23 protein-coding genes and 2 riboswitches are annotated in these 22,013 nt (G+C 71.5%); of the genes, 12 read left to right on the forward strand and 11 right to left on the reverse strand.

The window, feature by feature from the left end:
* The first annotated feature begins 131 nt into the window (after window positions 1-131).
* A complete protein-coding gene (locus ABT403_RS31090; protein ID WP_045947719.1) occupies window positions 132-344 on the forward strand; it encodes an EF-hand domain-containing protein in 213 nt (70 codons plus the stop codon).
* Window positions 345-402: 58 nt separating this feature from the next.
* Here the strand turns inward: ABT403_RS31090 and ABT403_RS31095 are convergent, their stop codons facing one another.
* From ABT403_RS31095 to ABT403_RS31115, 5 genes are all read right to left on the reverse strand, one after another.
* Window positions 403-957, reverse strand: coding sequence for a PadR family transcriptional regulator (locus ABT403_RS31095; protein WP_344165507.1), 555 nt, complete (start codon window positions 955-957; stop codon window positions 403-405).
* 109 nt (window positions 958-1,066) lie between these two features.
* The gene (locus ABT403_RS31100; RefSeq protein ID WP_344165510.1) at window positions 1,067-1,888 is read right to left on the reverse strand and encodes an ATP-binding cassette domain-containing protein; all 822 of its coding nucleotides are present in this window, start codon (window positions 1,886-1,888) and stop codon (window positions 1,067-1,069) included.
* The gene (gene cbiQ / locus ABT403_RS31105) at window positions 1,885-2,634 is read right to left on the reverse strand and encodes a cobalt ECF transporter T component CbiQ (protein WP_344165513.1); all 750 of its coding nucleotides are present in this window, start codon (window positions 2,632-2,634) and stop codon (window positions 1,885-1,887) included. The genes ABT403_RS31100 and cbiQ overlap by 4 nt, the downstream gene beginning before the upstream one ends.
* A 3-nt stretch (window positions 2,635-2,637) precedes the next feature.
* Window positions 2,638-2,985: an energy-coupling factor ABC transporter substrate-binding protein gene (locus ABT403_RS31110; protein ID WP_344165516.1), complete on the reverse strand. Its 348-nt coding sequence runs from the start codon at window positions 2,983-2,985 to the stop codon at window positions 2,638-2,640.
* Window positions 2,982-3,680 (reverse strand): energy-coupling factor ABC transporter permease, encoded by a 699-nt coding sequence (locus tag ABT403_RS31115; protein ID WP_344165519.1) that lies wholly within the window; start codon window positions 3,678-3,680, stop codon window positions 2,982-2,984. Before ABT403_RS31115 ends, ABT403_RS31110 begins: the two co-directional genes overlap by 4 nt.
* A 30-nt stretch (window positions 3,681-3,710) precedes the next feature.
* A riboswitch (cobalamin riboswitch) is annotated at window positions 3,711-3,905 on the reverse strand.
* A gap of 124 nt (window positions 3,906-4,029) precedes the next feature.
* Between ABT403_RS31115 and ABT403_RS31120 the strand changes: the two genes are divergently transcribed.
* Window positions 4,030-4,740 (forward strand): flavodoxin family protein, encoded by a 711-nt coding sequence (locus ABT403_RS31120; RefSeq protein WP_344165522.1) that lies wholly within the window; start codon window positions 4,030-4,032, stop codon window positions 4,738-4,740.
* Window positions 4,741-4,755: 15 nt separating this feature from the next.
* On the opposite strand, the gene ABT403_RS31125 is transcribed toward ABT403_RS31120, so the two are convergent.
* The 6 genes from ABT403_RS31125 to gcvT form a co-directional block, all read right to left on the reverse strand.
* Entirely contained in the window at window positions 4,756-5,271 is a 516-nt protein-coding gene (locus ABT403_RS31125; protein WP_344165525.1) for an AMIN-like domain-containing (lipo)protein, read from the reverse strand.
* Window positions 5,272-5,364: 93 nt separating this feature from the next.
* On the reverse strand, window positions 5,365-5,772 hold the full coding sequence (locus ABT403_RS31130; protein ID WP_344165528.1) for an SsgA family sporulation/cell division regulator: 408 nt from the start codon (window positions 5,770-5,772) through the stop codon (window positions 5,365-5,367).
* Between the two features lie 173 nt (window positions 5,773-5,945).
* A complete protein-coding gene (locus ABT403_RS31135) occupies window positions 5,946-7,328 on the reverse strand; it encodes an L-serine ammonia-lyase (RefSeq protein ID WP_344165531.1) in 1,383 nt (460 codons plus the stop codon).
* A 256-nt stretch (window positions 7,329-7,584) separates the two neighbouring features.
* A complete protein-coding gene (gene glyA, locus ABT403_RS31140) occupies window positions 7,585-8,841 on the reverse strand; it encodes a serine hydroxymethyltransferase (RefSeq protein ID WP_042811644.1) in 1,257 nt (418 codons plus the stop codon).
* Window positions 8,842-8,858: 17 nt separating this feature from the next.
* The gene (gcvH, locus tag ABT403_RS31145) at window positions 8,859-9,239 is read right to left on the reverse strand and encodes a glycine cleavage system protein GcvH (RefSeq protein ID WP_045949756.1); all 381 of its coding nucleotides are present in this window, start codon (window positions 9,237-9,239) and stop codon (window positions 8,859-8,861) included.
* Window positions 9,240-9,319: 80 nt separating this feature from the next.
* Window positions 9,320-10,435, reverse strand: coding sequence for a glycine cleavage system aminomethyltransferase GcvT (gcvT, locus tag ABT403_RS31150; RefSeq protein ID WP_344165539.1), 1,116 nt, complete (start codon window positions 10,433-10,435; stop codon window positions 9,320-9,322).
* A gap of 152 nt (window positions 10,436-10,587) precedes the next feature.
* A riboswitch (glycine riboswitch) is annotated at window positions 10,588-10,691 on the reverse strand.
* A 240-nt stretch (window positions 10,692-10,931) separates the two neighbouring features.
* Here gcvT and ABT403_RS31155 point away from each other — a divergent pair.
* The 10 genes from ABT403_RS31155 (at window position 10,932) to ABT403_RS31200 (ending at window position 21,801) form a co-directional block, all read left to right on the forward strand.
* On the forward strand, window positions 10,932-11,576 hold the full coding sequence (locus ABT403_RS31155; RefSeq protein WP_344165542.1) for an AAA family ATPase: 645 nt from the start codon (window positions 10,932-10,934) through the stop codon (window positions 11,574-11,576).
* A gap of 229 nt (window positions 11,577-11,805) precedes the next feature.
* Window positions 11,806-12,540 carry an enhanced serine sensitivity protein SseB gene (locus ABT403_RS31160; RefSeq protein WP_344165545.1) on the forward strand — a complete coding sequence of 245 codons (735 nt, stop codon included), beginning with the start codon at window positions 11,806-11,808 and terminating at the stop codon, window positions 12,538-12,540.
* A gap of 63 nt (window positions 12,541-12,603) precedes the next feature.
* On the forward strand, window positions 12,604-13,344 hold the full coding sequence (locus ABT403_RS31165) for an enhanced serine sensitivity protein SseB C-terminal domain-containing protein (RefSeq protein ID WP_344165548.1): 741 nt from the start codon (window positions 12,604-12,606) through the stop codon (window positions 13,342-13,344).
* 631 nt (window positions 13,345-13,975) lie between these two features.
* Complete coding sequence (locus tag ABT403_RS31170; RefSeq protein ID WP_344165551.1) at window positions 13,976-14,968, forward strand: ABC transporter permease; 993 nt, start codon at window positions 13,976-13,978, stop codon at window positions 14,966-14,968.
* 94 nt (window positions 14,969-15,062) lie between these two features.
* On the forward strand, window positions 15,063-16,772 hold the full coding sequence (locus ABT403_RS31175; protein ID WP_344165902.1) for an ABC transporter substrate-binding protein: 1,710 nt from the start codon (window positions 15,063-15,065) through the stop codon (window positions 16,770-16,772).
* 161 nt (window positions 16,773-16,933) lie between these two features.
* Window positions 16,934-17,935, forward strand: a complete 1,002-nt coding sequence (locus tag ABT403_RS31180) for an ABC transporter permease (RefSeq protein WP_344165554.1) — start codon at window positions 16,934-16,936, stop codon at window positions 17,933-17,935.
* Window positions 17,936-17,967: 32 nt separating this feature from the next.
* On the forward strand, window positions 17,968-19,029 hold the full coding sequence (locus tag ABT403_RS31185; protein ID WP_344165904.1) for an ABC transporter ATP-binding protein: 1,062 nt from the start codon (window positions 17,968-17,970) through the stop codon (window positions 19,027-19,029).
* Window positions 19,030-19,034: 5 nt separating this feature from the next.
* Window positions 19,035-20,072, forward strand: a complete 1,038-nt coding sequence (locus ABT403_RS31190) for an ABC transporter ATP-binding protein (protein WP_344165557.1) — start codon at window positions 19,035-19,037, stop codon at window positions 20,070-20,072.
* 160 nt (window positions 20,073-20,232) lie between these two features.
* Complete coding sequence (locus ABT403_RS31195; protein WP_344165560.1) at window positions 20,233-20,889, forward strand: trimeric intracellular cation channel family protein; 657 nt, start codon at window positions 20,233-20,235, stop codon at window positions 20,887-20,889.
* A 60-nt stretch (window positions 20,890-20,949) separates the two neighbouring features.
* Window positions 20,950-21,801: a thioesterase family protein gene (locus tag ABT403_RS31200; protein ID WP_344165563.1), complete on the forward strand. Its 852-nt coding sequence runs from the start codon at window positions 20,950-20,952 to the stop codon at window positions 21,799-21,801.
* The last annotated feature ends 212 nt before the right edge of the window (window positions 21,802-22,013 follow it).

Here is a 22,013-nt window from a genome sequence, read left to right on the forward strand (position 1 = left end):
GCCGCCCGCCCGCCGCGCCCGGACGCGACGGTCCCCGGGAGCCCGCACGGCTCCCGGGACCCGTGGGCGGGAGCCGCCCCCGGTACGGCTACCCTGAGCCGGTCAACAAGCACCAGGAAGGGGTGGCCCCAGTGGCGGACATCGACAAGGCACGCGAGACGTTCGACCGGTTCGACGCGAACGGCGACGGCGTCATCACGGCCGACGAGTACAGCGCGGCCATGAAGGCGATGGGGGACCACTTCGTCACCCCCGCGATCGCCGACGCGATCATCGCGGCGAAGGACCTCAACGGCGACAAGCTGCTGAGCTTCGACGAGTTCTGGGCCGACCTGAACAAGTAAGGCCCCGGCGAACGGGCGCCGCGCCCGCCTCCGTCCCGCCCGGCGGGGCGGGGGCGCGTCAGGCCTCCGTTGCGGCGGCCGTCATGTCCTCGACCTCGGCGAGGGCCTCCTCCAGCCAGCTCAGCCAGAAGCCCTCCAGGGCGATCCCCCCGTGCAGGACGAGCCGGCGCAGCCGGTCCGGGTCCGCGTTCCGCTCCGCCGGGAAGTCCTTCGCCTCGATGGCCTCGTACTCCGCGAGCTGCGCCCGGTGCAGCTCCAGGTGCCGCCGCAGCTCCGCGCCGAGCCCCTGCGGCCCCACCACCGCCGCCGCCCGGATCCGCAGCAGCAGCGCGTCCCGCATCGGCTTGGGATCCTGCCGCTCGTCCACCCAGCGGGCCAGCTCCGCGCTGCCGCCGGGCAGCACCTCGTACTGCTTCTTCTGCCCCCGTACGGGCACCTCGCTGGGCAGCGCCCGGATCAGCCCGGCCTCCTCCAGCCGCCCCAGCTCCCGGTAGATCTGCTGGTGCGTCGCCGACCAGAAGTAGCCGATCGACTTGTCGAACCGCCGCGTCAGCTCCAGCCCGGACGAGGGCTTCTCCATCAGGGCGGTGAGAATGGCATACGGCAACGACATGCGGCCATCCTAGGTGTGGGCAATCGTCCCGCAGGGCGGGACGGGTGGGCACACCGGGACACCCCGCCCCGCGGCTCCGACCCCGCCCCGGCCCCGCCCCCGACGCCGCTCAGCCCAGCGCGGCCAGCTCCTCCGGCGTGCGCGGCCCCGGCACCCCGTCCGGCAGCATCCCCTTGGCCCGCAGGAACGCCCCCACCACCGGCGCCCACGCCATCCGCAGCCCCGCCGACGCCAGCAGCTCGGGATCCGACAACAGGACGGGAGCGGCCCCCACCCGAACCCCGGAGGGCGTGAGCACCGCCGCATCGTCCGCCCACCGGACCGCCAGGTCCACGTCGTGGGTGGCCATCACCACCGTCGTGCCCGCCGCCCGCAGCCCCGCCAGGACGTCCAGCAGCCGCTCCTGCCCGTCCGGGTCGAGGCCCGCCGTCGGCTCGTCGAGGATCAGCACGCGGGGCGCCATCGCCACCGCCCCCGCGATCGCGGCCCGCTTGCGCTGCCCGTACGACAGCAGGTGCGTCGGGCGGTCGCGCAGCGCCGTGATGTCCAGCGCGGCCAGCGCGGAGTCCACCCGCGCGCGGACCTCCGCCTCCGGGAGGCCCAGGTTCATCGGGCCGAAGGAGACGTCCTGCTCCACCGAGGCCGCGAAGAGCTGGTCGTCGGGGTCCTGCACCACCAGCTGGACGGTGGTGCGCAGCCGGGTCAGCCCCCGCCGGTCGTACGCCACCTCCTCGCCCGCCAGCCGCAGCGCGCCCGACGCGGGCCGCAGGCCCCCGCTCAGCAGCCGCATCAGCGTGGTCTTGCCGCTGCCGTTGCGGCCCAGCAGCACCAGCGCCCGCCCCTCGGCGATGGCGAAGTCCACCCCCGACAGCACGGCCGGCCCGTCCTCGTACGCGTACCCCGCGCCGACCAGCTCCACCAACGGGGTCACAGCCCCAGCTCCTTCAGTACGAGGGTCCCCGCGACCAGGCCGGCCAGCAGGGCGGCGGCGGCCGCGAGGAACCGCCGCGAGAGCGCCGCGGGCGGGACCAGGACCCGCAGCGCGCCGTCGTAGCCGCGCCCCGCGAGCCCCTCCTGGAGCCGGGCGGCGCGGTCGAAGGCCCGGACGAACGAGGTCGCCGCGAGCCCCGCCACCGAACGCCACGCCGCCGCCCGCCCGGACTGCCCGAGCCGGGCCGCCTGGGCCCGGCGGACCTGCGCGAGGGAGTCCAGCAGCAGGAAGCCGATCCGGTACATGACCAGGGCCACGTCCACCACGGGCGCCGGCACCCCGGCCCGCACCAGCCGGGGCAGTACGTCCGAGACGGGTGTGGTGAAGGCGAACAGCAGCACCCCGAGGGAGGCGGCCGAGGTGCGCAGCAGCAGGTCCAGCGCGTGCCGGGGCCCGTCCGGGGCCGGCGCGAGGAACCCGTCCGGGCCGCCCACCGACACCAGCAGCGGCAGCGCCCCGGTGACGCAGAACCCCAGCGGGACACGGAAGGCCCGCCACAGCTGCCGCCCGGACACCCCGGCGGGCCCCAGCAGCACGGCCAGGGTGGCCGCGGCCACCAGCGGGCCGCCGGGCCACGGGGGCAGGCACACCGCGGTGAGGGTCAGTCCGAACCCCAGGAGGGCCTTCTCCAGCGGATGGCGGCCACGCCAGCGACTGGAGTGCGCCGCCACGTCGATGGGCAGCACCGGCTACGGCTCCCGCGTGGGCTCGGCGGGGGCCTGCGCCTGCGCGAGGGCCTGCGCCGCGCCCTGGCGGCGACCCTTGCGGACCCCGAAGTAGTACGCGAGCACGCCCGCGCCCAGGGCCGCCTGGAGGGCGAACAGCGCGGACTCGATCTCGCCCGACGGGGGCTCGTACAGCGGGGAGAACCAGGGCTTGTAGTCCGGCTTCAGCTCGGTGATGGCCGACTCCGCCTGGGCGTCGGCTCCCGCGAAGGGTTCCTCCTTGCCCTCGCCGAGCCCCAGCGCGAGCGGGAGGACGGCCAGCGCCGCCACCAGGAGCAGCAGCAGGGTGTTGATCTTGGCGTTCCTGGTCATCGGGCCGCCGCCTCCTCGGTCCGCTTCGTGCCGGTCAGCCTGGCGACCCCGAGCCGGACCAGGTCCGACTTGCTCGACTGCATCAGCAGCCGCATCACGAGCACCGTCAGCAGCCCCTCGCTGATCGCGAGCGGGATCTGGGTGACGGCGAAGATGCCGGCGAACTTCTCCAGGGAGCCCGGGAAGCCGCTCGCCGGGTCGGGGAAGGCCAGCGCCAGCTGGACCGAGGTCACGCAGTAGGTGACCAGGTCGGCGAAGAAGGCCCCGAAGAACACGGTGACCATCAGCGGGGCGCCGGAGCGGCTGAGCAGCTTGTACACCGCGTACCCGGCCCAGGGTCCGGCGATGGCCATCGAGAAGACGTTGGCGCCCAGGGTGGTGAGCCCGCCGTGCGCCAGCAGCAGGGCCTGGAACAGCAGGGTGATGGTGCCGAGCACCGCCATGATGGGCGGGCGGAAGAGGATGGCGCCGAGCCCGGTCCCGGTCGGGTGCGAGCAACTTCCCGTGACCGAGGGGATCTTCAGGGCGGACAGGACGAAAGTGAAGGCTCCGGACGCCCCCAGGAGCAGCGTGCTCTCCGGGTGGGACTTCACCTCGCGGGTCAGCGCGCGGACCCCGTGGAAGACGAACGGGGCGGACGCGGCGCCCCAGGCGGCCGCGTGCAGCGGGGGCAGGAACCCCTCGGCTATGTGCATGAGTTGGGAGACCTCTCCAGCACCTCGTGGATGGACGTACGCGCCCCGGCCGGTCTCCTGGCTGACGGGTACTGCCGCCCCGGCTCCGCCTTCCCGGGTCCGTACGGTCTCCCGCGCGGTCCCAGTGGCTCCCGCAAGGGGTGGAGCTGGACTTCCCGATCACAGTGGCGAGGGCCGCACCGGTTTTCCACCGGTTTCCCGAACACCAAGGCCAGCTGACCCTAGTCGCCCGCACGGACCGGTATCAACCCGGACCGATCCGGCCGATCGGATGGCCGAATTCCGTTTCACCCCCCCGGACGGGCCCCGAGCGGTGGCGGGGCCGGCGGCCGGCCCGCAGGGTGGGGGCGTGGCCGACTACGACTACTCCGACCTGTCCGCCGTCTTCGTCAACTGCACCCTCAAACGCTCTCCCGAGACCAGCAACACCGAAGGGCTGATCTCCAGGAGCCGGGCCGTCATGGAGTCGGCCGGGGCCCGCACCGAGCTGATCCGCGCCGTCGACCACGACATCGCCACCGGGGTCTGGCCGGACATGACCGACCACGGCTGGGAGAGCGACCAGTGGCCGGTGCTCTACAGCCGGATCATGGACGCCGACATCCTCGTGCTCTGCGGCCCGATCTGGCTCGGCGACAACAGCTCGGTCATGAAGCAGGTCATCGAGCGGCTCTACGCCTGCTCCTCGCTGCTGAACGACGCGGGCCAGTACGCCTACTACGGGCGCGTCGGCGGGGCGCTGATCACCGGTAACGAGGACGGCGTCAAACACTGCGCCATGAACGTCCTCTACAGCCTCCAGCACCTGGGCTACGCGATCCCGCCGCAGGCCGACGCGGGCTGGATCGGGGAGGCCGGGCCGGGCCCCTCCTACCTGGACCCGGGCTCCGGCGGTCCCGAGAACGACTTCACCAACCGCAATACGGCGTTCATGTCCTGGAACCTGATGCACCTCGCGGCGCTCCTCAAGCGCGCCGGCGGCATCCCCGCCCACGGCAACCAGCGCTCCCTGTGGGACGCCGGCTGCCGTTTCGACTTCCCGAACCCCGAACACCGCTAGGCGCCGGGGCCGGCGTCAGCAGGTGTTCGGGTGCGCGACGTCCACCACGAGCCGCTCGGGCGCGTGCAGGACGGAGGTGCTGTAGGCGGGCTGGGTGTCGAAGGCGGCGCCGAAGGTCACGTACCCCTCGTAGTCGCCGGTCAGGGCGAGGCCCTTGAGCTTGCTGAGGTTGATCTGCTGGAGCCTGGGCCCCTGGTAGACGTTGTTGCCCGCGTCGTCGTGACCGGCGGCGGGGTGCAGACGGATCTCCAGGAAGTACTTCCCGGGCAGCGGGACGGGCTTGCCCGACCCGTCGTAGACCAGCTGGGAGACGGGAGTGACCGTGAAGGGCGGAACGGAGCCCTGGAGGTCGATGACGATCCGGTCGTACGTGCAGTGACCGCCCCACCGGGCGTTGACGACGAGCGGGGTCGTGGAGCGGACGGCGGCCGGTGCGGCTGCCGAGGCCGGTGCGGCGAGCGCGAGCCCTGCGGTCAGCAGGGCGCCCGTGGCCAGGGCCACGATCCGGCGGCGGTGCGGGTGGTGACGCATGGCGTCCCCCCGATCCTCTGAGACGGGAACCGACTGTCATCCGGTAGGACACCCGTGGGGCCCCCGTGGTTGCACGGGCGGGCCCGGCGGGCCTCAGAAGGTCAGCAGGGCGCTCAGCTCGGCGTCCAGGTCGTAGTGGCGCCGCTCCTGCCCGCGCGGGACCAGTTCGATCATCCGCCGGCACAGTTCGCGCAGGTCCTTCGCCCGGGCGGAGACCACACAGCCGCGCTCTCCGTTGCTGAGGGCCAGCAGGACGCGGGGCTCGGTGCCGCTCCAGCGCGGCCACACCTGTATGTCGCCCTCGCCGGTGGCGCAGGTCTGCCCGTCGATCAGCAGCTCCCGCGAGAAGACCCAGCGGGCGATCCGCCTCCCGCCGCCCCGGAACTCCACGGCCACCTCGTAGGGCCGGTCCGTGCGGTAGACGAAGACGCCCTCCAGGGGGACCGGCAGCGGCGCGGCCTCCAGCCGCAGCGGCAGGACACGGTGTTCGGTGATGGCCATGGCGGCTGCCTCTCTTCGCGGGGTAACAGCGCCCCCCGCAGCACGCTAGTACACCGCCCGCCTCCCGCCGGGGGGCCGAAGGTCCCGACCCGGGCAGGCCGTGGGACCCCTCTTCGCCCACACGCGCAGGGGCCCGGCGCACCCGCGCCGGGCCCCTGCTCAGAGTGCTCGGATCAGCACTCGATGACGTTGACCGCGAGACCGCCGCGCGCGGTCTCCTTGTACTTGACCTTCATGTCGGCCCCGGTCTCCTTCATGGTCTTGATGACCTTGTCCAGGGAGACCTTGTGGCTGCCGTCGCCGCGCATCGCCATCCGCGCCGCCGTGACGGCCTTGACGGCCGCCATGCCGTTGCGCTCGATGCACGGGATCTGCACCAGGCCGCCGACCGGGTCGCAGGTCAGGCCCAGGTTGTGCTCCATGCCGATCTCGGCCGCGTTCTCCACCTGCTCCGGGGAGCCGCCCATCACCTCGGCCAGGGCGCCCGCCGCCATCGAGCAGGCGGAGCCGACCTCGCCCTGGCAGCCGACCTCGGCGCCCGAGATGGAGGCGTTCTCCTTGAAGAGCATGCCGATGGCGCCCGCGGCCAGCAGGAAGCGCACCACGCCGTCCTCGTCCGCGCCGGGCACGAAGTTCACGTAGTAGTGCAGGACGGCCGGCAGGACGCCCGCGGCGCCGTTGGTGGGCGCGGTGACGACCCGGCCGCCGGCGGCGTTCTCCTCGTTCACGGCCATCGCGTAGATCGTCGTCCACTCGCTGCGGTGCAGCAGCGGGTCGCCCTCGGTGCGCAGCTGGCGCGCCGTGGCGGCGGCCCGGCGCTTGACGCGCAGGCCGCCCGGGAGGATGCCCTCGCGGGACATGCCGCGCGAGACGCAGGACTGCATGACGCGCCAGATCTCCAGGAGGCCCTCGCGGATCTCCTCCTCCGTGCGCCAGGCCTTCTCGTTCTCCATCATCAGGGAGGAGATCGACAGGCCGGTCTCGTTCGCGAGGCGGAGCATCTCGTCGCCGGAGCGGAAGGGGTACTTCAGGACGGTGTCGTCGAGCTTGATCCGGTCCTGGCCGACCGCGTCCTCGTCCACGACGAAGCCGCCGCCGACCGAGTAGTAGGTCTTCTCCAGCAGCGGGGCGCCCGAGGCGTCGTAGGCGAAGAGGGTCATGCCGTTCGCGTGGTAGGGCAGCGAGCGGCGGCGGTGCAGGATCAGCTGGTTCGGCTCGTCGAAGTCGATCTCGTGCACGTCCCCTATCTCGGTGCCGAGCAGCCGCAGCTTCCCGGTCCGGCGGATCCGCTCGACCTCGTCGTCCGCGGTCTCCACGTCGACCGTGCGCGGGGAGTGGCCCTCCAGGCCCAGCAGGACCGCCTTGGGGGTGCCGTGGCCGTGGCCGGTGGCGCCGAGGGAGCCGAAGAGCTCGGCCCGGACGGACGCGGTCTGGGCGAGGACGCCGTCCTTCTTCAGGCGGGACACGAACATGCGCGCCGCGCGCATCGGGCCGACCGTGTGGGAGGAGGAGGGGCCGATACCGATGGAGAAGAGATCGAAGACGGAGATGGCCACTGGCGGACTCCCTTGTCGGCTCGTGGGGTGGAGAGAGGGCAGGGGTGTGGTGGAGCGGGGTGGTGCGCGGGGGATCTGCGGATTTTGTCCGGCAGACGAGCGTAACGCGTGGAGATGAACGTTTCTGCTCGCAGAAGGGTCCGGTGGACGTGAGTCAGCTCGCGTTCCGGTGCCCGGCGGGGGAGGGGGCCGGGGAAGAAGACAGAAAGGGGCCCGGCCCTGTGCGGAACAAGGCCGGGCCCCTCCTGGCCCGTGACTAGAGCGACGGGTAGAGCGGGAACTTCGCGGCGAGCGCGGAGACGCGCGCCTTGAGGTCGTCCGCGTCGAACGCCGGCTTCAGGGCCTGCGCGATGATCTCGGCGACCTCGCGGAAGTCCTCGGCGCCGAAGCCGCGGGTGGCCAGCGCCGGCGTACCGATGCGCAGACCAGAGGTGACCATCGGCGGGCGGGGGTCGTTCGGGATGGCGTTCCGGTTGACCGTGATGCCGATCTCGTGGAGCCGGTCCTCGGCCTGCTGGCCGTCCAGCTCGGAGTTGCGCAGGTCGACCAGGACCAGGTGCACGTCGGTGCCGCCGGAGAGGACGGAGACGCCCACCTCGGTGACGTCCGGCTGGACCAGGCGCTCGGCGATGATCTTCGCGCCCTCCAGGGTGCGCTCCTGGCGCTCCTTGAACTCGGGCGAGGCCGCGACCTTGAAGGAGACGGCCTTGGCCGCGATCACGTGCTCCAGCGGACCGCCCTGCTGGCCCGGGAAGACCGCGGAGTTGATCTTCTTGGCGAGCTCCTGCGTCGACAGGATGACACCGCCGCGCGGACCGCCGAGGGTCTTGTGCGTGGTGGTGGTGACCACGTGGGCGTGCGGCACCGGGTTCGGGTGCAGGCCCGCGGCGACCAGGCCCGCGAAGTGGGCCATGTCGACCATCAGGTACGCGCCGACCTCGTCCGCGATCCGGCGGAAGGCGGCGAAGTCCAGCTGGCGCGGGTAGGCGGACCAGCCGGCGACGATCAGCTGCGGCTTGGACTCCTTGGCGAGGCGCTCGACCTCGGCCATGTCGACCTGGCCGGACTCGTCGACGTGGTACGGGACCACGTTGTAGAGCTTGCCCGAGAAGTTGATCTTCATGCCGTGGGTCAGGTGACCGCCGTGGGCCAGGTTCAGGCCCATGATCGTGTCGCCCGGCTTCAGCAGCGCGAACATCGCGGCGGCGTTGGCCTGCGCACCGGAGTGCGGCTGGACGTTCGCGGCCTCGGCGCCGAAGAGCGCCTTGATGCGGTCGATCGCGATCTGCTCGACCACGTCGACGTGCTCGCAGCCGCCGTAGTAGCGGCGGCCCGGGTAGCCCTCGGCGTACTTGTTGGTCAGGACCGAGCCCTGGGCCTCCATGACGGCGACCGGAGCGAAGTTCTCCGACGCGATCATCTCGAGGGTGGACTGCTGGCGTACGAGCTCGGCGTCGACTGCGGCGGCGACGTCGGGGTCGAGCTCGTGGAGAGGGGTGTTCAGAACGGACATCAGGATCCCCTGGGGTGTCAGTTACCGGCGGTGAGGGCGGTGTACTCGTCGAAGGAGAGCGCGTCCTTGGGCTCCTCCGAGAGCTTCACCTTGAACAGCCAGCCACCCTCGAACGGGGCGGAGTTCACCAGCGCCGGGTCGTCCACGACGTCCTGGTTGAACTCGACGATCTCACCGGAGACGGGGGAGTACAGGTCGCTGACCGACTTGGTCGACTCCAGCTCGCCGCAGGTCTCGCCCTCGGTGACGGTGTCGCCGACCTCGGGGAGCTGGGCGTAGACGACGTCACCGAGTGCGTCGGCGGCGAAGGCCGTGATGCCGACCGTCGCGACGCCGTCGACGGCGTCCGACAGCCACTCGTGCTCCTTGGTGTAACGCAGCTGCTGGGGGTTGCTCATGACCTGATTCTCCTGGATGCGGTGCGGTGGATACGAACAGTGGTCTTGCGGAGTGAGACGGCCGGTACGGCGTACGGGCGCTACTTCTGCCGCTTGTAGAACGGCAGGGCCACGACCTCGTACGGCTCATGCGTACCGCGAATGTCCACGCCGACGCCGGAGGCGCCGGGCGCGGCGTACTCCGCGTCGACGTACGCCATCGCGATCGGCTTGCCCAGCGTCGGGGACGGGGCGCCGGAGGTGACCTCACCGATCACCTTGCCGTCGGCGACCACGGAGAACCCGGCGCGCGGGACGCGGCGGCCCTCGGCGACCAGACCGACCAGCTTGCGCGGGGCCTTGGTGGCGGCGCGCTCGGCGGCGGCCTCCAGGGCGGCGCGGCCGACGAAGTCGCCCTCCTTCTCGAACTTCACGACCCGGCCCAGCCCGGCGTCGAAGGGCGTGAGGGAGGTGGTGAGCTCGTGCCCGTACAGCGGCATGCCCGCCTCCAGGCGCAGGGTGTCGCGGCAGGACAGGCCGGCCGGGACCAGGCCGGCGCCCTCGCCCGCCTTCGTCAGCGCCTGCCACAGCTCCACGGCGTGCTCGGGGGAGACGAACAGCTCGAAGCCGTCCTCGCCCGTGTAGCCGGTGCGGGCGATCAGCGCGGGCATGCCCGCGACGGTGCCCGGCAGGCCGGCGTAGTACTTCAGGCCGTCCAGGTCGGCGTCGGTCAGCGAGGCGAGGATGCCGGGGGACTCGGGGCCCTGGACGGCGATCAGCGCGTACGCGTCACGGTCGTCGCGGACCTCGGTGTCGAAGCCGGCCGCGCGCTCGGTCAGCGCGTCCAGCACCACCTGGGCGTTGGAGGCGTTGGCGACGACCATGTACTCGGTCTCGCCGAGGCGGTAGACGATCAGGTCGTCCAGGATCCCGCCGTCCTCCTGACAGATGTGCGTGTAGCGGGCGCGGCCGACGCCGACGGTGGAGATGTTGCCGACGAGGGCGTAGTCCAGCGCCTTGACGGCCTCCGGGCCGGTCAGGGTGATCTCGCCCATGTGGGAGAGGTCGAAGAGGCCGGCCTTGGTCCGCACGGCGTTGTGCTCGTCGCGCTCACTGGCGTAGCGCAGCGGCATGTCCCAGCCCGCGAAGTCGGTCATGGTCGCACCGAGCGAACGGTGCAGCGCGTCGAGCGCGGTCAGGCGGGGGGCAGTGCTCATGGGTGTGGCTCCCGGGTCCCAGGGCATGACATGACGAGGACGATCCTCCCCATCTGTCATCGGAACCTGAGAGGTTCGCCGGGAGTTCCCGCGCGGGGAACGCCGACTTGCACCTTGGGTGGAGCTGCGGACAGCTCGCTTTTCAGATCTGCCTCATCCACGCGGTACGGGGCCTGAGAGATTCAAGGGAGGAACTTGCTCCTTCGGCGCCCGGGCGCGGCCTCGCGGCCTGCCGGGACTCTCCCGCGCGGATTCAAGCGGCCGGTATGCAGTTGGTGTCCAGATGGCGCACATCATTGCACGGGTCGGGCGGAAGCGGGCAGTGGGGCCCGGAAGAACGTGCGCAACGCCCGCGCCCCCCGGGCGCCGGCGGTCCCGGGTGGCGGACGGCCCGCCCGGAACCGGGCCGCCCGGATTACCGTCTCTTTACATTCAGCGGGCATGGGGCCCTCACGGCCCGACTCGGGGGGAGACGATCACGGTGCGGAGATTCGGAATGGCGACCGGTACGGGCACGGTGGACGAGGTCCGGGCGCGGCCTCTGGCGTCCCGCACCGCTCCGGCCGCCGGAACCGTCCGCGACCTGCGCGGACGGGTGGCCCGGGGCCCGCGCCGGCTGAACTTCACCGCCGGGGACATCGTGGTGGTGTCCGGTCTGCCCGGCGGCGGCAAGAGCACCCTCATCAAGCGGGCCGCGCCGGGTGGCGGCATCGACTCCCAGGACGTCCGCGAGCGCTGGGAGCGGCGCATGCCGGCGGCGCTGCCGTACGGGGCGTACCGCCCGCTGGTCCGCGTGTCCCATTACTGGACGCTCTGGCGCGAGCTGCGCTCCGGCGCCTCTCTGGTCGTCCACGACTGCGGCACCCAGACCTGGGTCCGGGCCCTCCTGGCGGCCTCCGCCCGGCGGCGCGGGCGCCGGCTCCACCTGCTCCTGCTGGACGCGACCCCGCAGGAGGCCCTCGCCGGGCAGGAGTCCCGCGGCCGCGGGGTCTCGGCGTACGCCTTCGCCCGCCACCGCGCGGCGGTGACCCGCCTGCTCTCGGCGGCCGAGTCGGGCCACTCCCCGAGGGGCTGCGCCTCGACCACCCTCCTGGACCGCCCGGCGGCGGCAACACTGACGGAGATCACCTTCACACCCTGACCCGCCACCGGCTGCCGCTGCGCGGGGCTGATCTCAGCCCCGCCGGCGTTTGAGGCGCGGGGGTCTGGGGGCGGAGCCCCCAGGGAACGGTGAAAGGGCGGGGCGGGGAGACGGCTCCGCGCAGCGGCAGCCCGCACCCGGCACCGGCCGACCGGCACCCCACCCCCGGCGGGCGACCGGATAGCCTCGGGGCGACATCGGCGGGACACGCACACAAAGGCAGGGGCACATGCACGGCAACGGCTGGCCGGCGAACGAGTTGGAGCAGGTGCTCGGAACGGCCCTGGGACAGCCCGACGCCGGCCCCCGCATCCTGGAGGTCCTCGGCCGCAGCCAGGTCTGGATCCCGCTTCCCCAGGGCGGCGGCCCCGACAGCACCTCCCTCGACCTCCCCACCATGCTGATCGCCGGCGAGGCGTACGTCCCCGTCTACAGCTCCGAGGCCCAGTTCCGCTTCGCCGCCGGCCCCGCCATGGACTTCGCGATCGCCCCCGCCGTGGAGTTCGCCCGCGGCCTGCCCCCGCAGCTCGGCATCGCCGTGAACCCCGAGGGCGCCGTCGGCGTCCCCCTGCCCCCCGCCGCCGTCGCGGCGCTCTGCCGCGCCGGCCGCACCGAGCTCGACGGCCCCGCCAGCGGCGCCCGCGTCCGGCTCTTCGAGCCCGACTGGCAGGACGACCCCGTCGACTTCCTCACCGCCGCCGCCGACGAGTTCCGCGCCACCGGAGTCGTCTCCGCCGCGCACCGCTGCCTGGCCAGCGTCGAGGGCAAGGACCCCGAGCTCTACATCGGTGTCCGGCTGGTGGGATGGGACTCCGGATCCCGGACCGCCCCGCTGGAGGCGCTCGGCCGCGCCCTGGCCCGCGTACCGGCCCCCTGGCCCGTGCAGTTGATCCTGCTGGAGGCCGCCGAGGACCCGGTCACGGACTGGATTCGTGAGCGCGTGCGCCCCTTCTACCTCGCGTAGCGACGCTTAAGCTGTTCGGGACGTGGAGACGACGGGCGGACGAAGACGAAGAGGGGTACCCGGGTGAGTGCGTCAGGCACGGCCGCGGCCGGGCAGGTCGAGCACATGCTGCGCCAGGTGACTCCCGGGCGCTATGAGAACTACGAGTCATTCCTGCACGCCCTCACCGAGGGCCGGCTGTGGATGCTGCTCTGGCAGGGGCAGCCGGGCTCACCGGACGCCCAGTACGGCGGCATGGAGGTCGACGGCCTCGGCTACGCGCCCTGCGTGACCTCCCCGCAGGAGCTGGCCGCCAGCGGCTGGAACCGCGGCTACGAGGTGGTGACCGGCCGGGACATCGCCCGCGCCCTCTACCCCGACCGCTGGGGCCTGTGGGTCAACCCGCACGCCCAGGGCGGCGGCCTCGGCATCCCCTGGGCGGACCTGCGCCGGGTCGCGACGGGCCTGGACCGGATGCCGGCGGGCCCGCTGCGGCTGTCCGAGCCCGCCCTGGAGCTCCCGCAGTTCTACGGCCTGCTGACCCAGCACGCGCACCGCACGCCCGCCGTCCGGTCGCTGCGCCGCGCCTGGGTGCAGCCCGCGCTGGGGTCGGCGTACCTCGCGGTGGGGCTCGACCTCTACGACGCCTCCGCGCCCGCGCTGGAGTCCGTCCGGGAGATGATGCGCCAGTCGGTCGGCGTGGTGCCCGAGGGCGTTCCGGTGTGCACGGTCGCACTGGCCGACGAGCACGACCCGGTGGCCATGTGGCTGCGCGCCCAGACCCGGCCCTTCTACGACCGCGAGGGGCAGGCGGCCGCCTACTGAGCCGCCGCCCACGGGGCCCGGGGCCGAACACCGACCTCGTTACAGGGACATTTCAGGGTATGCCCGCACCATGAGACGGGCCGTCCGAGACGACCTCCGGCCGTCGGGAACCATCGTTCCCGGCGGCCTTCGCCTTGTCCGGATCCGTACCGTCTTGGGCGTCCAATTGGCATGCTCCTCCGTAGAGTTGGGCGCCATGTCCGTTTGCGTACCGAACGGACGGTCTTGCTCCGCTGAGCCGCGAGCGGAGTCCGGATAACGGGAACTCAAGCCTCAGATCACGGTTGCGCATCCTTTCATCTGCGGGTCTGGCGGCTGGTCGAGCGCCCGATGAAGACTCCCCACCCAAGAGCCGGTCAGTCCTCCGGGACCCGGTTCGGTACGCGTACTCCGCTTGCCGTTCCGCACAGCACCGCCCGCACGTCCGCACGGCCGCAGTTCTCGCGTTCCCCGCGCGTCACCCTGCACTTCCCGCACCTCCCGCAGTTCTCGCAGTACTCACGCACATACCGGCGCATATCCGTCCGCGTTCCACCGTGTCCAGAGCACTCCGAGCGCCACTCCGCACCAACGCCGCCACAGCGGCGGGCATGGGCCGACCACCCGTCGGCCGAGAGGGGTCCCCACCACGATGACGGCACCACTGCACGACACGAGCGCGGAAACGCCCGCACCCGTGTCCGTAGCCGACGTCCCTGCCAAGGCCATCGAAGGCCGCTCGCCCGGACGCATCGCCTGGATGCGGCTCAAGCGCGACAAGGTCGCGCTGACCGGCGGTGTGGTCGTGATCTTCCTGATCCTGGTAGCGATCTTCGCGCCGCTGATCGTGAGCCTGCTGGGCCACGACCCCAACGAGTTCCACGAGGACCTGATCGACCCCGACCTGGGCACGCCGCTCGGCTCCTGGGGCGGCATCAGCGGCGACCACCTGCTGGGCGTCGAGCCGACCAACGGCCGCGACGTCTTCAGCCGGATCGTCTACGGCGCCCGCATCTCCCTGATCGTCGCCTTCCTGGCCGCCTTCGTCTCGGTGGTCCTCGGCAGCTTCCTGGGCGCCCTCGCCGGCTTCATCGGCGGCTGGGTCGACGGGGTCATCAGCCGCCTCATGGACCTGCTGCTGGCCTTCCCGCAGCTGCTGTTCACCATCGCCCTGGTCTCCGTCGTCCCCAACTCCGTCTGGGGCTTCGAGGGTTCGGGCGTGCGGATGGGCGTACTGATCCTCGTCATCGGCTTCTTCGGCTGGCCCTACATCGGACGCATCGTCCGCGGCCAGACGATCTCCCTGCGGGAGCGCGAGTACGTCGAGGCGGCGCGCAGTCTCGGCGCCGGCCGTGGCTACATCCTCGTCAAGGAGCTGATGCCGAACCTGGTCGCGCCGATCCTCGTCTACACCACGCTGATCATCCCGACCAACATCCTGACGGAAGCGGCCCTCAGCTTCCTGGGCGCCGGCGTCAAGCCCCCCACCTCGTCCTGGGGAAAGATGCTCTCCGACGCCGTCCCCATCTACCAGGACGACCCCATGTACATGGTGGTCCCCGGTATGACGATCTTCATCACCGTCCTGGCGTTCAACCTCTTCGGGGACGGGCTGCGTGACGCACTCGACCCCAAGGGCAGCTGAACCGCTTCTTCGATTCACCACCTATGGAGGTTGGACAACCGTGATCCGCAGAAAGCAGGCCCTCGCGATCGCCGCCGTGATCGCCGCCCTGTCGATGACCGCCGCGTGCGGTGGCGGCGGGGACAAGAAGGACGACAAGGCGGACGCCGCCGAGAGCGGCAAGGGCTACAGCGGTGCCGCGGAAGGCGTGATCAACGCCTCCGACGCCAAGGGCGGCGAGCTCAAGCTCTGGTCCCCCCAGGACGTCGACTACCTCGACCCGCAGCGCGCCTACTACGGCTTCGTCTGGGACATGCAGCGCCTGTACGTCCGCAGCCTGCTCGCCTACGACGCGAAGCCCGGCAAGGACGGCACCAAGGCCGTCCCGGACCTCGCCGAGGCCCTGCCGGTCGTCACCAACGACGGCAAGACGTACACCCTGAAGCTCAAGGACGGGGTGAAGTTCGAGGACGGCACGCCGATCACCTCGAAGGACGTCAAGTACGGCATCGAGCGCGTCTTCGCGCAGGACGTGCTGTCCGGCGGCCCGACCTACCTGATCGACGTCCTCGACCAGGGCCAGAAGTACCCCGGCCCGTACAAGGACACCGCCCCGGACAAGCTGGGCCTGCAGTCCGTCCAGACGCCGGACGACAAGACGATCGTCTTCAACCTGGCGAGCGCCAACGCCGACTTCAGCTACCTGCTGGCCATGCCGACCTCCTCGCCCGTCCAGGCGAGCAAGGACACGGGCGCCACCTACACCAACAAGCCGGTCTCCACCGGCCCGTACAAGGTGGAGAGCTTCACCGCCGGCAAGGGCGCGACCTTCGTCCGCAACGAGAACTGGGACCCGAAGACGGACCCGATCCGCAAGGGCCTGCCGGACAAGGTCTCCTTCACGGTGACCACCAACCCGGACGACATGGACCAGCGCCTGCTCTCCGGCGACATCGACCTCGCCATCGACGGCACCGGTGTGCAGCAGGCCGCCAAGAACAAGATCCTCAAGGACGCGAACCTCAAGAAGAACGCGGACAACCCCTTCACGGGCTACATCCGCTACTTCGCCTTCCCGACCACGGTCGCGCCGTTCGACAACATCGAGTGCCGCAAGGCCGTCATCTACGCGGCCGACCCGAAGTCCCTGCAGACCGCCCGCGGCGGCCCGACCAGCGGTGACCTCGGCGCGAACATGCTGCCGCCCGGCGTCCCCGGCTCGGACAAGAGCTACGACCCGTTCGGTCTGACGAAGGGCAAGCCGCAGGAGGCCAAGGCCAAGGAGGCCCTCAAGGCCTGTGGCAAGGAAGGCGGCTTCGAGACCACCATCGCGGTGCGCAACAACAAGGCGCCCGAGGTGAAGACGGCCGAGTCCCTCCAGGCCTCGCTCGCCAAGGTCGGCATCAAGGCGACGATCGACCAGTACGACGGCAAGCTCAACTCCTCCGTGATCGGTTCGCCCGAGAACGTGAAGAAGAAGAACTACGGCATCATCGTCATGGGCTGGGGCGCCGACTACAACTCCGGCTCGGGCTTCCTCCAGCCGCTGGTCGACGGATCGTTCATCCTGCCCAACGGCAACAACAACTACACGATGATCAACGACCCGGAGATCAACGGCCTCTTCAAGACGGCCGCCACCAAGTCTCCGGAAGAGGCCGCGCCCTTCTACACGCAGATCAACCAGAAGGTCATGGAGAAGGCGCTCTACCTCCCGATCAACTTCGACAAGGCGCTCGTGTACCACAACCCGCGCCTGACGAACGTCTACTTCAACGAGTCCTTCGGCAAGATCGACCTCGCCACCGTGGGCATCAAGCAGTAACACCGGCCGGCCCCCGGCCCGAGTCGTCACGTACCACGTAACACCACAGGCAAGTGCCTTCACCGCACATGCGCTAGTCCGAAGGGCAGGTGAAGGCCGCAGGCGGTGGCCGCCGACCCCCACGAGGGGCGGCGGCCACCCGCGCCGGGCGGCCGACTGCAGTGCTCGTCTACCTCATACGGCGGCTGTTCAACGTCGCCGCCACGCTGCTGGTGGTCTCCGTGGTCACCTTCGGCATCTTCTTCGCGGTCCCGAAGCTGACCGGCAGCGATCCCGCGCTCATGTACGCCGGACGCGAGACCAACGAGACCGCCCTGGCGGGCATCCGCGTGAAGATGGGCTTCGACAAGCCGATCTCCGAGCAGTACCTGCTCTTCGTCAAGGGAATCTTCGCCGGCCGTGACTACGACGGCGGCACGGGCGTCACGCACTGCGCGGCGCCGTGCTTCGGCTACTCCTTCAAGACCGAGGCGCCCGTCTGGCAGACCATGATGGACCGCATCCCCGTCACCCTCTCGCTCGCCCTCGGCGCGGCGGTCATCTGGGTGATCGCGGGCGTGGCCACCGGTGTCGTCTCGGCCCTCAAACGCAGGACCGCCGTCGACCGGACGGTCATGGTCGGTGCCCTCGCCGGCGTCTCCCTGCCGATCTTCTTCACCGGCATGGTCGCCCCCGCGATCTTCGTCTACAGCCTCGGCTGGCTGGACGTCTCCAACTACAAACCCCTGACCGAGGATCCGCTGGCCTGGCTCAACAGCCTGATCCTGCCCTGGGTCACCCTCGCCTTCCTCTTCGCCGCGACCTACGCCCGCATCACCCGGGCGACCATGCTGGAGGTCCTCGGCGAGGACTACATCCGCACCGCCCGCGCCAAGGGCCTCAAGGAGGGCGTGGTCATCCGCAAGCACGCCCTGCGCTCCACCCTCACGCCGATCGTCACCATGTTCGGCCTGGACCTCGGCGGCCTCCTCGGCGGCGCGGTGCTCACCGAGACCACGTTCAACTTCCAGGGCCTGGGAACGGCGGCCGTGGCCGCCATCAGCCAGGGCGACCTGCCCGTGATCATGGGCGTCACCCTGCTCGCCGCGCTCTTCGTGGTGCTGGCCAACCTGATCGTGGACCTGCTGTACGCCGTCATCGACCCGCGCGTGAGGCTGACGTGACCGAGAACCAGAACAACGGCGCGCCCGCCTTCGTGCCCGAGCAGGGGACCCCGCGCGACGGCGCCCCCTTCCTGTCCGTGCGCGACCTGAAGGTGCACTTCCCCACCGACGACGGCCTCGTGAAGTCCGTCGACGGCCTCTCCTTCGACCTCGAACGCGGCAAGACCCTCGGCATCGTGGGCGAGTCCGGCTCCGGCAAGTCCGTCACCTCGCTGGCCATCATGGGCCTGCACCGCACCGGCAACGCCCGCAGCCGCCCGCACATCTCGGGCGAGGTCGTCCTCGACGGCGAGGAGCTCGTCTCCGCCGACGCCGACCACGTCCGCCGGCTGCGCGGCCGCAAGATGGCGATGGTCTTCCAGGACCCGCTGTCCGCGATGCACCCGTACTACTCGGTCGGCAAGCAGATCGTCGAGGCGTACCGGACCCACCACGACGTCGACAAGAAGACGGCCCGCACCCGCGCCGTCGAGATGCTCGACCGCGTCGGCATCCCCGAGCCCCACCGGCGCGTGGACGCCTACCCGCACGAGTTCTCCGGCGGTATGCGCCAGCGCGCCATGATCGCGATGGCCCTGGTCAACAACCCCGAGCTGCTCATCGCGGACGAGCCGACCACCGCCCTCGACGTCACCGTCCAGGCGCAGATCCTCGACCTGATCCGCGACCTGCAGAAGGAGTTCGGCTCCGCGGTCATCATGATCACGCACGACCTCGGCGTGGTCGCCGAGATGGCCGACGACCTCCTCGTGATGTACGGCGGCCGCTGCGTCGAGCGCGGCTCCGCCGAGAAGGTCTTCTACGAGCCCCGGCACCCCTACACCTGGGGCCTGCTCGGCTCCATGCCGCGCATCGACCGCGACCAGACCGACCGGCTGATCCCGGTCAAGGGCTCGCCGCCCAGCCTCATCAACATCCCGAGCGGCTGCGCCTTCAACCCCCGGTGCCCCTACGCCGACGTGCCCAAGGGCGGCATCACCCGCACCCAGCGCCCCGAGCTGACCGAGGACGGCAGCCGGCACTGGTCCGCCTGCCACATGTCGCAGGAGGAGCGGACCCGGATCTGGACCGAAGAGATTGCGCCGAAGCTGTGACCGACATGAACAAGCCCTCCGGGGCGGAGACCCTCCTGAAGGTGTCCGGCCTGGTCAAGCACTTCCCCATCAACAAGGGGCTGCTGCGCCGCCAGACCGGGGCCGTCAAGGCCGTCGACGGGATCGACTTCGAGGTCCGGCGCGGTGAGACCCTCGGCGTCGTCGGCGAGTCCGGCTGCGGCAAGTCGACGATGGGCCGCCTCATCACCCGCCTGCTGGAGCCCACCGGCGGCCGCATCGAGTTCGAGGGCCAGGACATCACGCACCTGGGCGTCTCCCAGATGCGCCCGCTGCGCCGCGACGTGCAGATGATCTTCCAGGACCCGTACGGCTCCCTGAACCCCCGCCACACGGTCGGCGCGATCGTCTCGGCGCCCTTCAACCTCCAGGGGGTCACCCCGGAGGGCGGGGTCAAGGCGGAGGTCCAGCGCCTGCTGTCCCTGGTCGGCCTGAACCCGGAGCACTACAACCGCTACCCGCACGAGTTCTCGGGCGGCCAGCGCCAGCGCATCGGCATCGCCCGCGCCCTGGCCCTCAAGCCCAAGCTCGTCGTCGCGGACGAGCCGGTCTCGGCGCTGGACGTGTCGATCCAGGCCCAGGTGGTCAACCTGCTGGACGACCTCCAGCAGGAGCTGGGCCTCACGTACGTGATCATCGCGCACGACCTGTCGGTCATCCGGCACGTTTCGGACCGCATCGCGGTGATGTACCTCGGCAAGATCGTGGAGCTGGCCGACCGCAAGTCGCTGTACGAGTCCCCGATGCACCCGTACACGAACGCCCTGCTCTCCGCCGTCCCCGTCCCGGACCCGCGCCGGCGGGGGGCCAAGAGCGGCCGCATCCTGCTCAAGGGCGACGTCCCCTCCCCGATCTCCCCGCCGGCCGGCTGCCGCTTCCACACCCGCTGCTGGAAGGCGACGGAGATCTGCAAGACCCAGGACCCGCCCCTGGTCCCCCTGAAAACGGGCCACGAGGTCGCCTGCCACCACCCGGAGAACGCGGAGACGCCCACCCCGGCCACCTCCACCCCCACCGACGCCTGACCCCCAGGGTCTTTCAGCCCCGCCGGCGTTTGAGGCGAGAACGGATGAGGGCGGGGCGGGGAGACGGCTCCGCGCAGCGGAACCCCCGACCCCGCCCCGCCCGCCACCGGCGCGCGCAACCGCTGGCCGCAGGGCCCGACGCCCCAGGTGACAATGAGACGTGCTCCACGATCTCTTCCCGCCCGGCATCCAGCACGCCCTGGACCTCGCGGGCATCTTCGTCTTCGCCCTCGCCGGCGCCCTCCTCGCGGTCCGCAAGAACTTCGACGTCTTCGGCATCGCCGTACTCGCCCTCGTCACCGCCCTCGGCGGCGGCCTCTTCCGCGACCTCTGCATCGGCGCGGTACCGCCCGCCGCCTTCAGCGAGCTCAGCTTCTTCGTGACGCCCCTGCTCGCCGCCGCGCTCGTCTTCTTCCTCCACCCCGAGGTGCAGCGCATCAACCGGGCGATCAACGTCTGTGACGCCGCCGGCCTCGGCCTGTTCTGCGTGTCCGGCACCACCAAGGCCTACGAGTACGGACTCGGCCTGACCTCCTCCGCGGCCCTCGGCGTGGCCACCGCCGTCGGCGGCGGCGTCCTGCGCGACGTCCTCGCCAACGAGGTCCCCTCCCTGCTCCGCGACCGCGAGATGTACGCCGTCCCCGCCGTCGTGGGCGCCTCGATGATCGCCCTCTTCATCAGCTTCGACGTCCTCAACGCCCTGACGACCGCCCTCGCGATCGTCACCACCTTCGTCCTGCGCATCCTGGCGATGCAGTACCACTGGCGCGCCCCACTGGCCTGGAACCGCCGCTCCTCGGTGGCCGAAGAACCCTAGGCCCTCCCTCCCCAAAACAAAAGCTACCGCTTAGTAGCTTCCGCGGGTAACCTCGTTTCCATGTCACATGCAGCGGCCAAGGCATCCATCGGCGACAGCGAATTCGACCGCGACACCACCATCACGCCCCGCGCGGGCGAGCCCGGGGTGTACGACGCGGAGCTCTCCGCCGGCTGGACGATCATCACCGCCGTCAACGGCGGCTACCTGCTGGCCCTGGTCGGCCGGGCCCTGTCCGCGGCCCTGCCGCACCCGGACCCCTTCACCGTCTCCGCCCACTACCTGACCTCCTCCGTGCCCGGCCCCGCCGTGATCCGCACCGAGGTCGTCAGGGTCGGCCGCACCCTCTCCACCGGCCAGGCCTCGCTCTTCCAGTACGACGAGAGCGGCGCGGAGGTCGAGCGCATCCGCGTCCTCGCCTCGTACGGGGACCTCGCCGCGCTCCCCGACAGCGTCCACACGGTGGCCCGGCCGCCCGTGATGCCGGCCTACGAGGACTGCCTCGGCCCCGAGGCCGGCCCCGCCCCGATCCCGGGCAGCAACGCCATCGTCGACCGCCTCCGGCTGCGGCTGGACCCGGCCACGGCGGGCTGGGCCGTCGGAGCGCCGTCGGGCAAGGGGGAGATGCGGGCCTGGTTCGAGCTGGCCGACGGCCGCGACGCGGACCCCCTGTCCCTGCTCCTCGCGGTGGACGCCCTGCCCCCGACCGCCTTCGACCTCGGCCTCCTGGGCTGGGCCCCGACGGTCGAACTGACCACCCACATCCGCCACCGCCCGGCCCCCGGCCCGCTCCGCGTGGGCATCGTCACCCGCAACCTGGCGGGCGGCTTCCTGGAGGAGGACGCGGAGGTCTGGGACTCCGCCGACCGCCTGGTGGCCCAGTCCCGCCAGCTGGCGCGGGCCCCGCGCTAGGGGGTGTTGCGAAAGTCCCGCACGGCGCCCACGGCGCCCGGCACGCACTCTCGCCGCACCGGCCGAAGCCCCGAGTACGCCCAGTACGAGGGCCTTCGCCCGGCACGCCGAGAGCACGCACCGGACACCGCGGGCACCACACAGGACTTTCGCAACACCCCCTGACGCCGGGGGTCCGCCGTCCCCGGGGGGAGACGGCGGGCCCGCGCGGC

Origin of the sequence: Streptomyces sp. NPDC000075 (assembly GCF_040301925.1) — a bacterium.
GTDB lineage: Bacteria > Actinomycetota > Actinomycetes > Streptomycetales > Streptomycetaceae > Streptomyces > Streptomyces polychromogenes.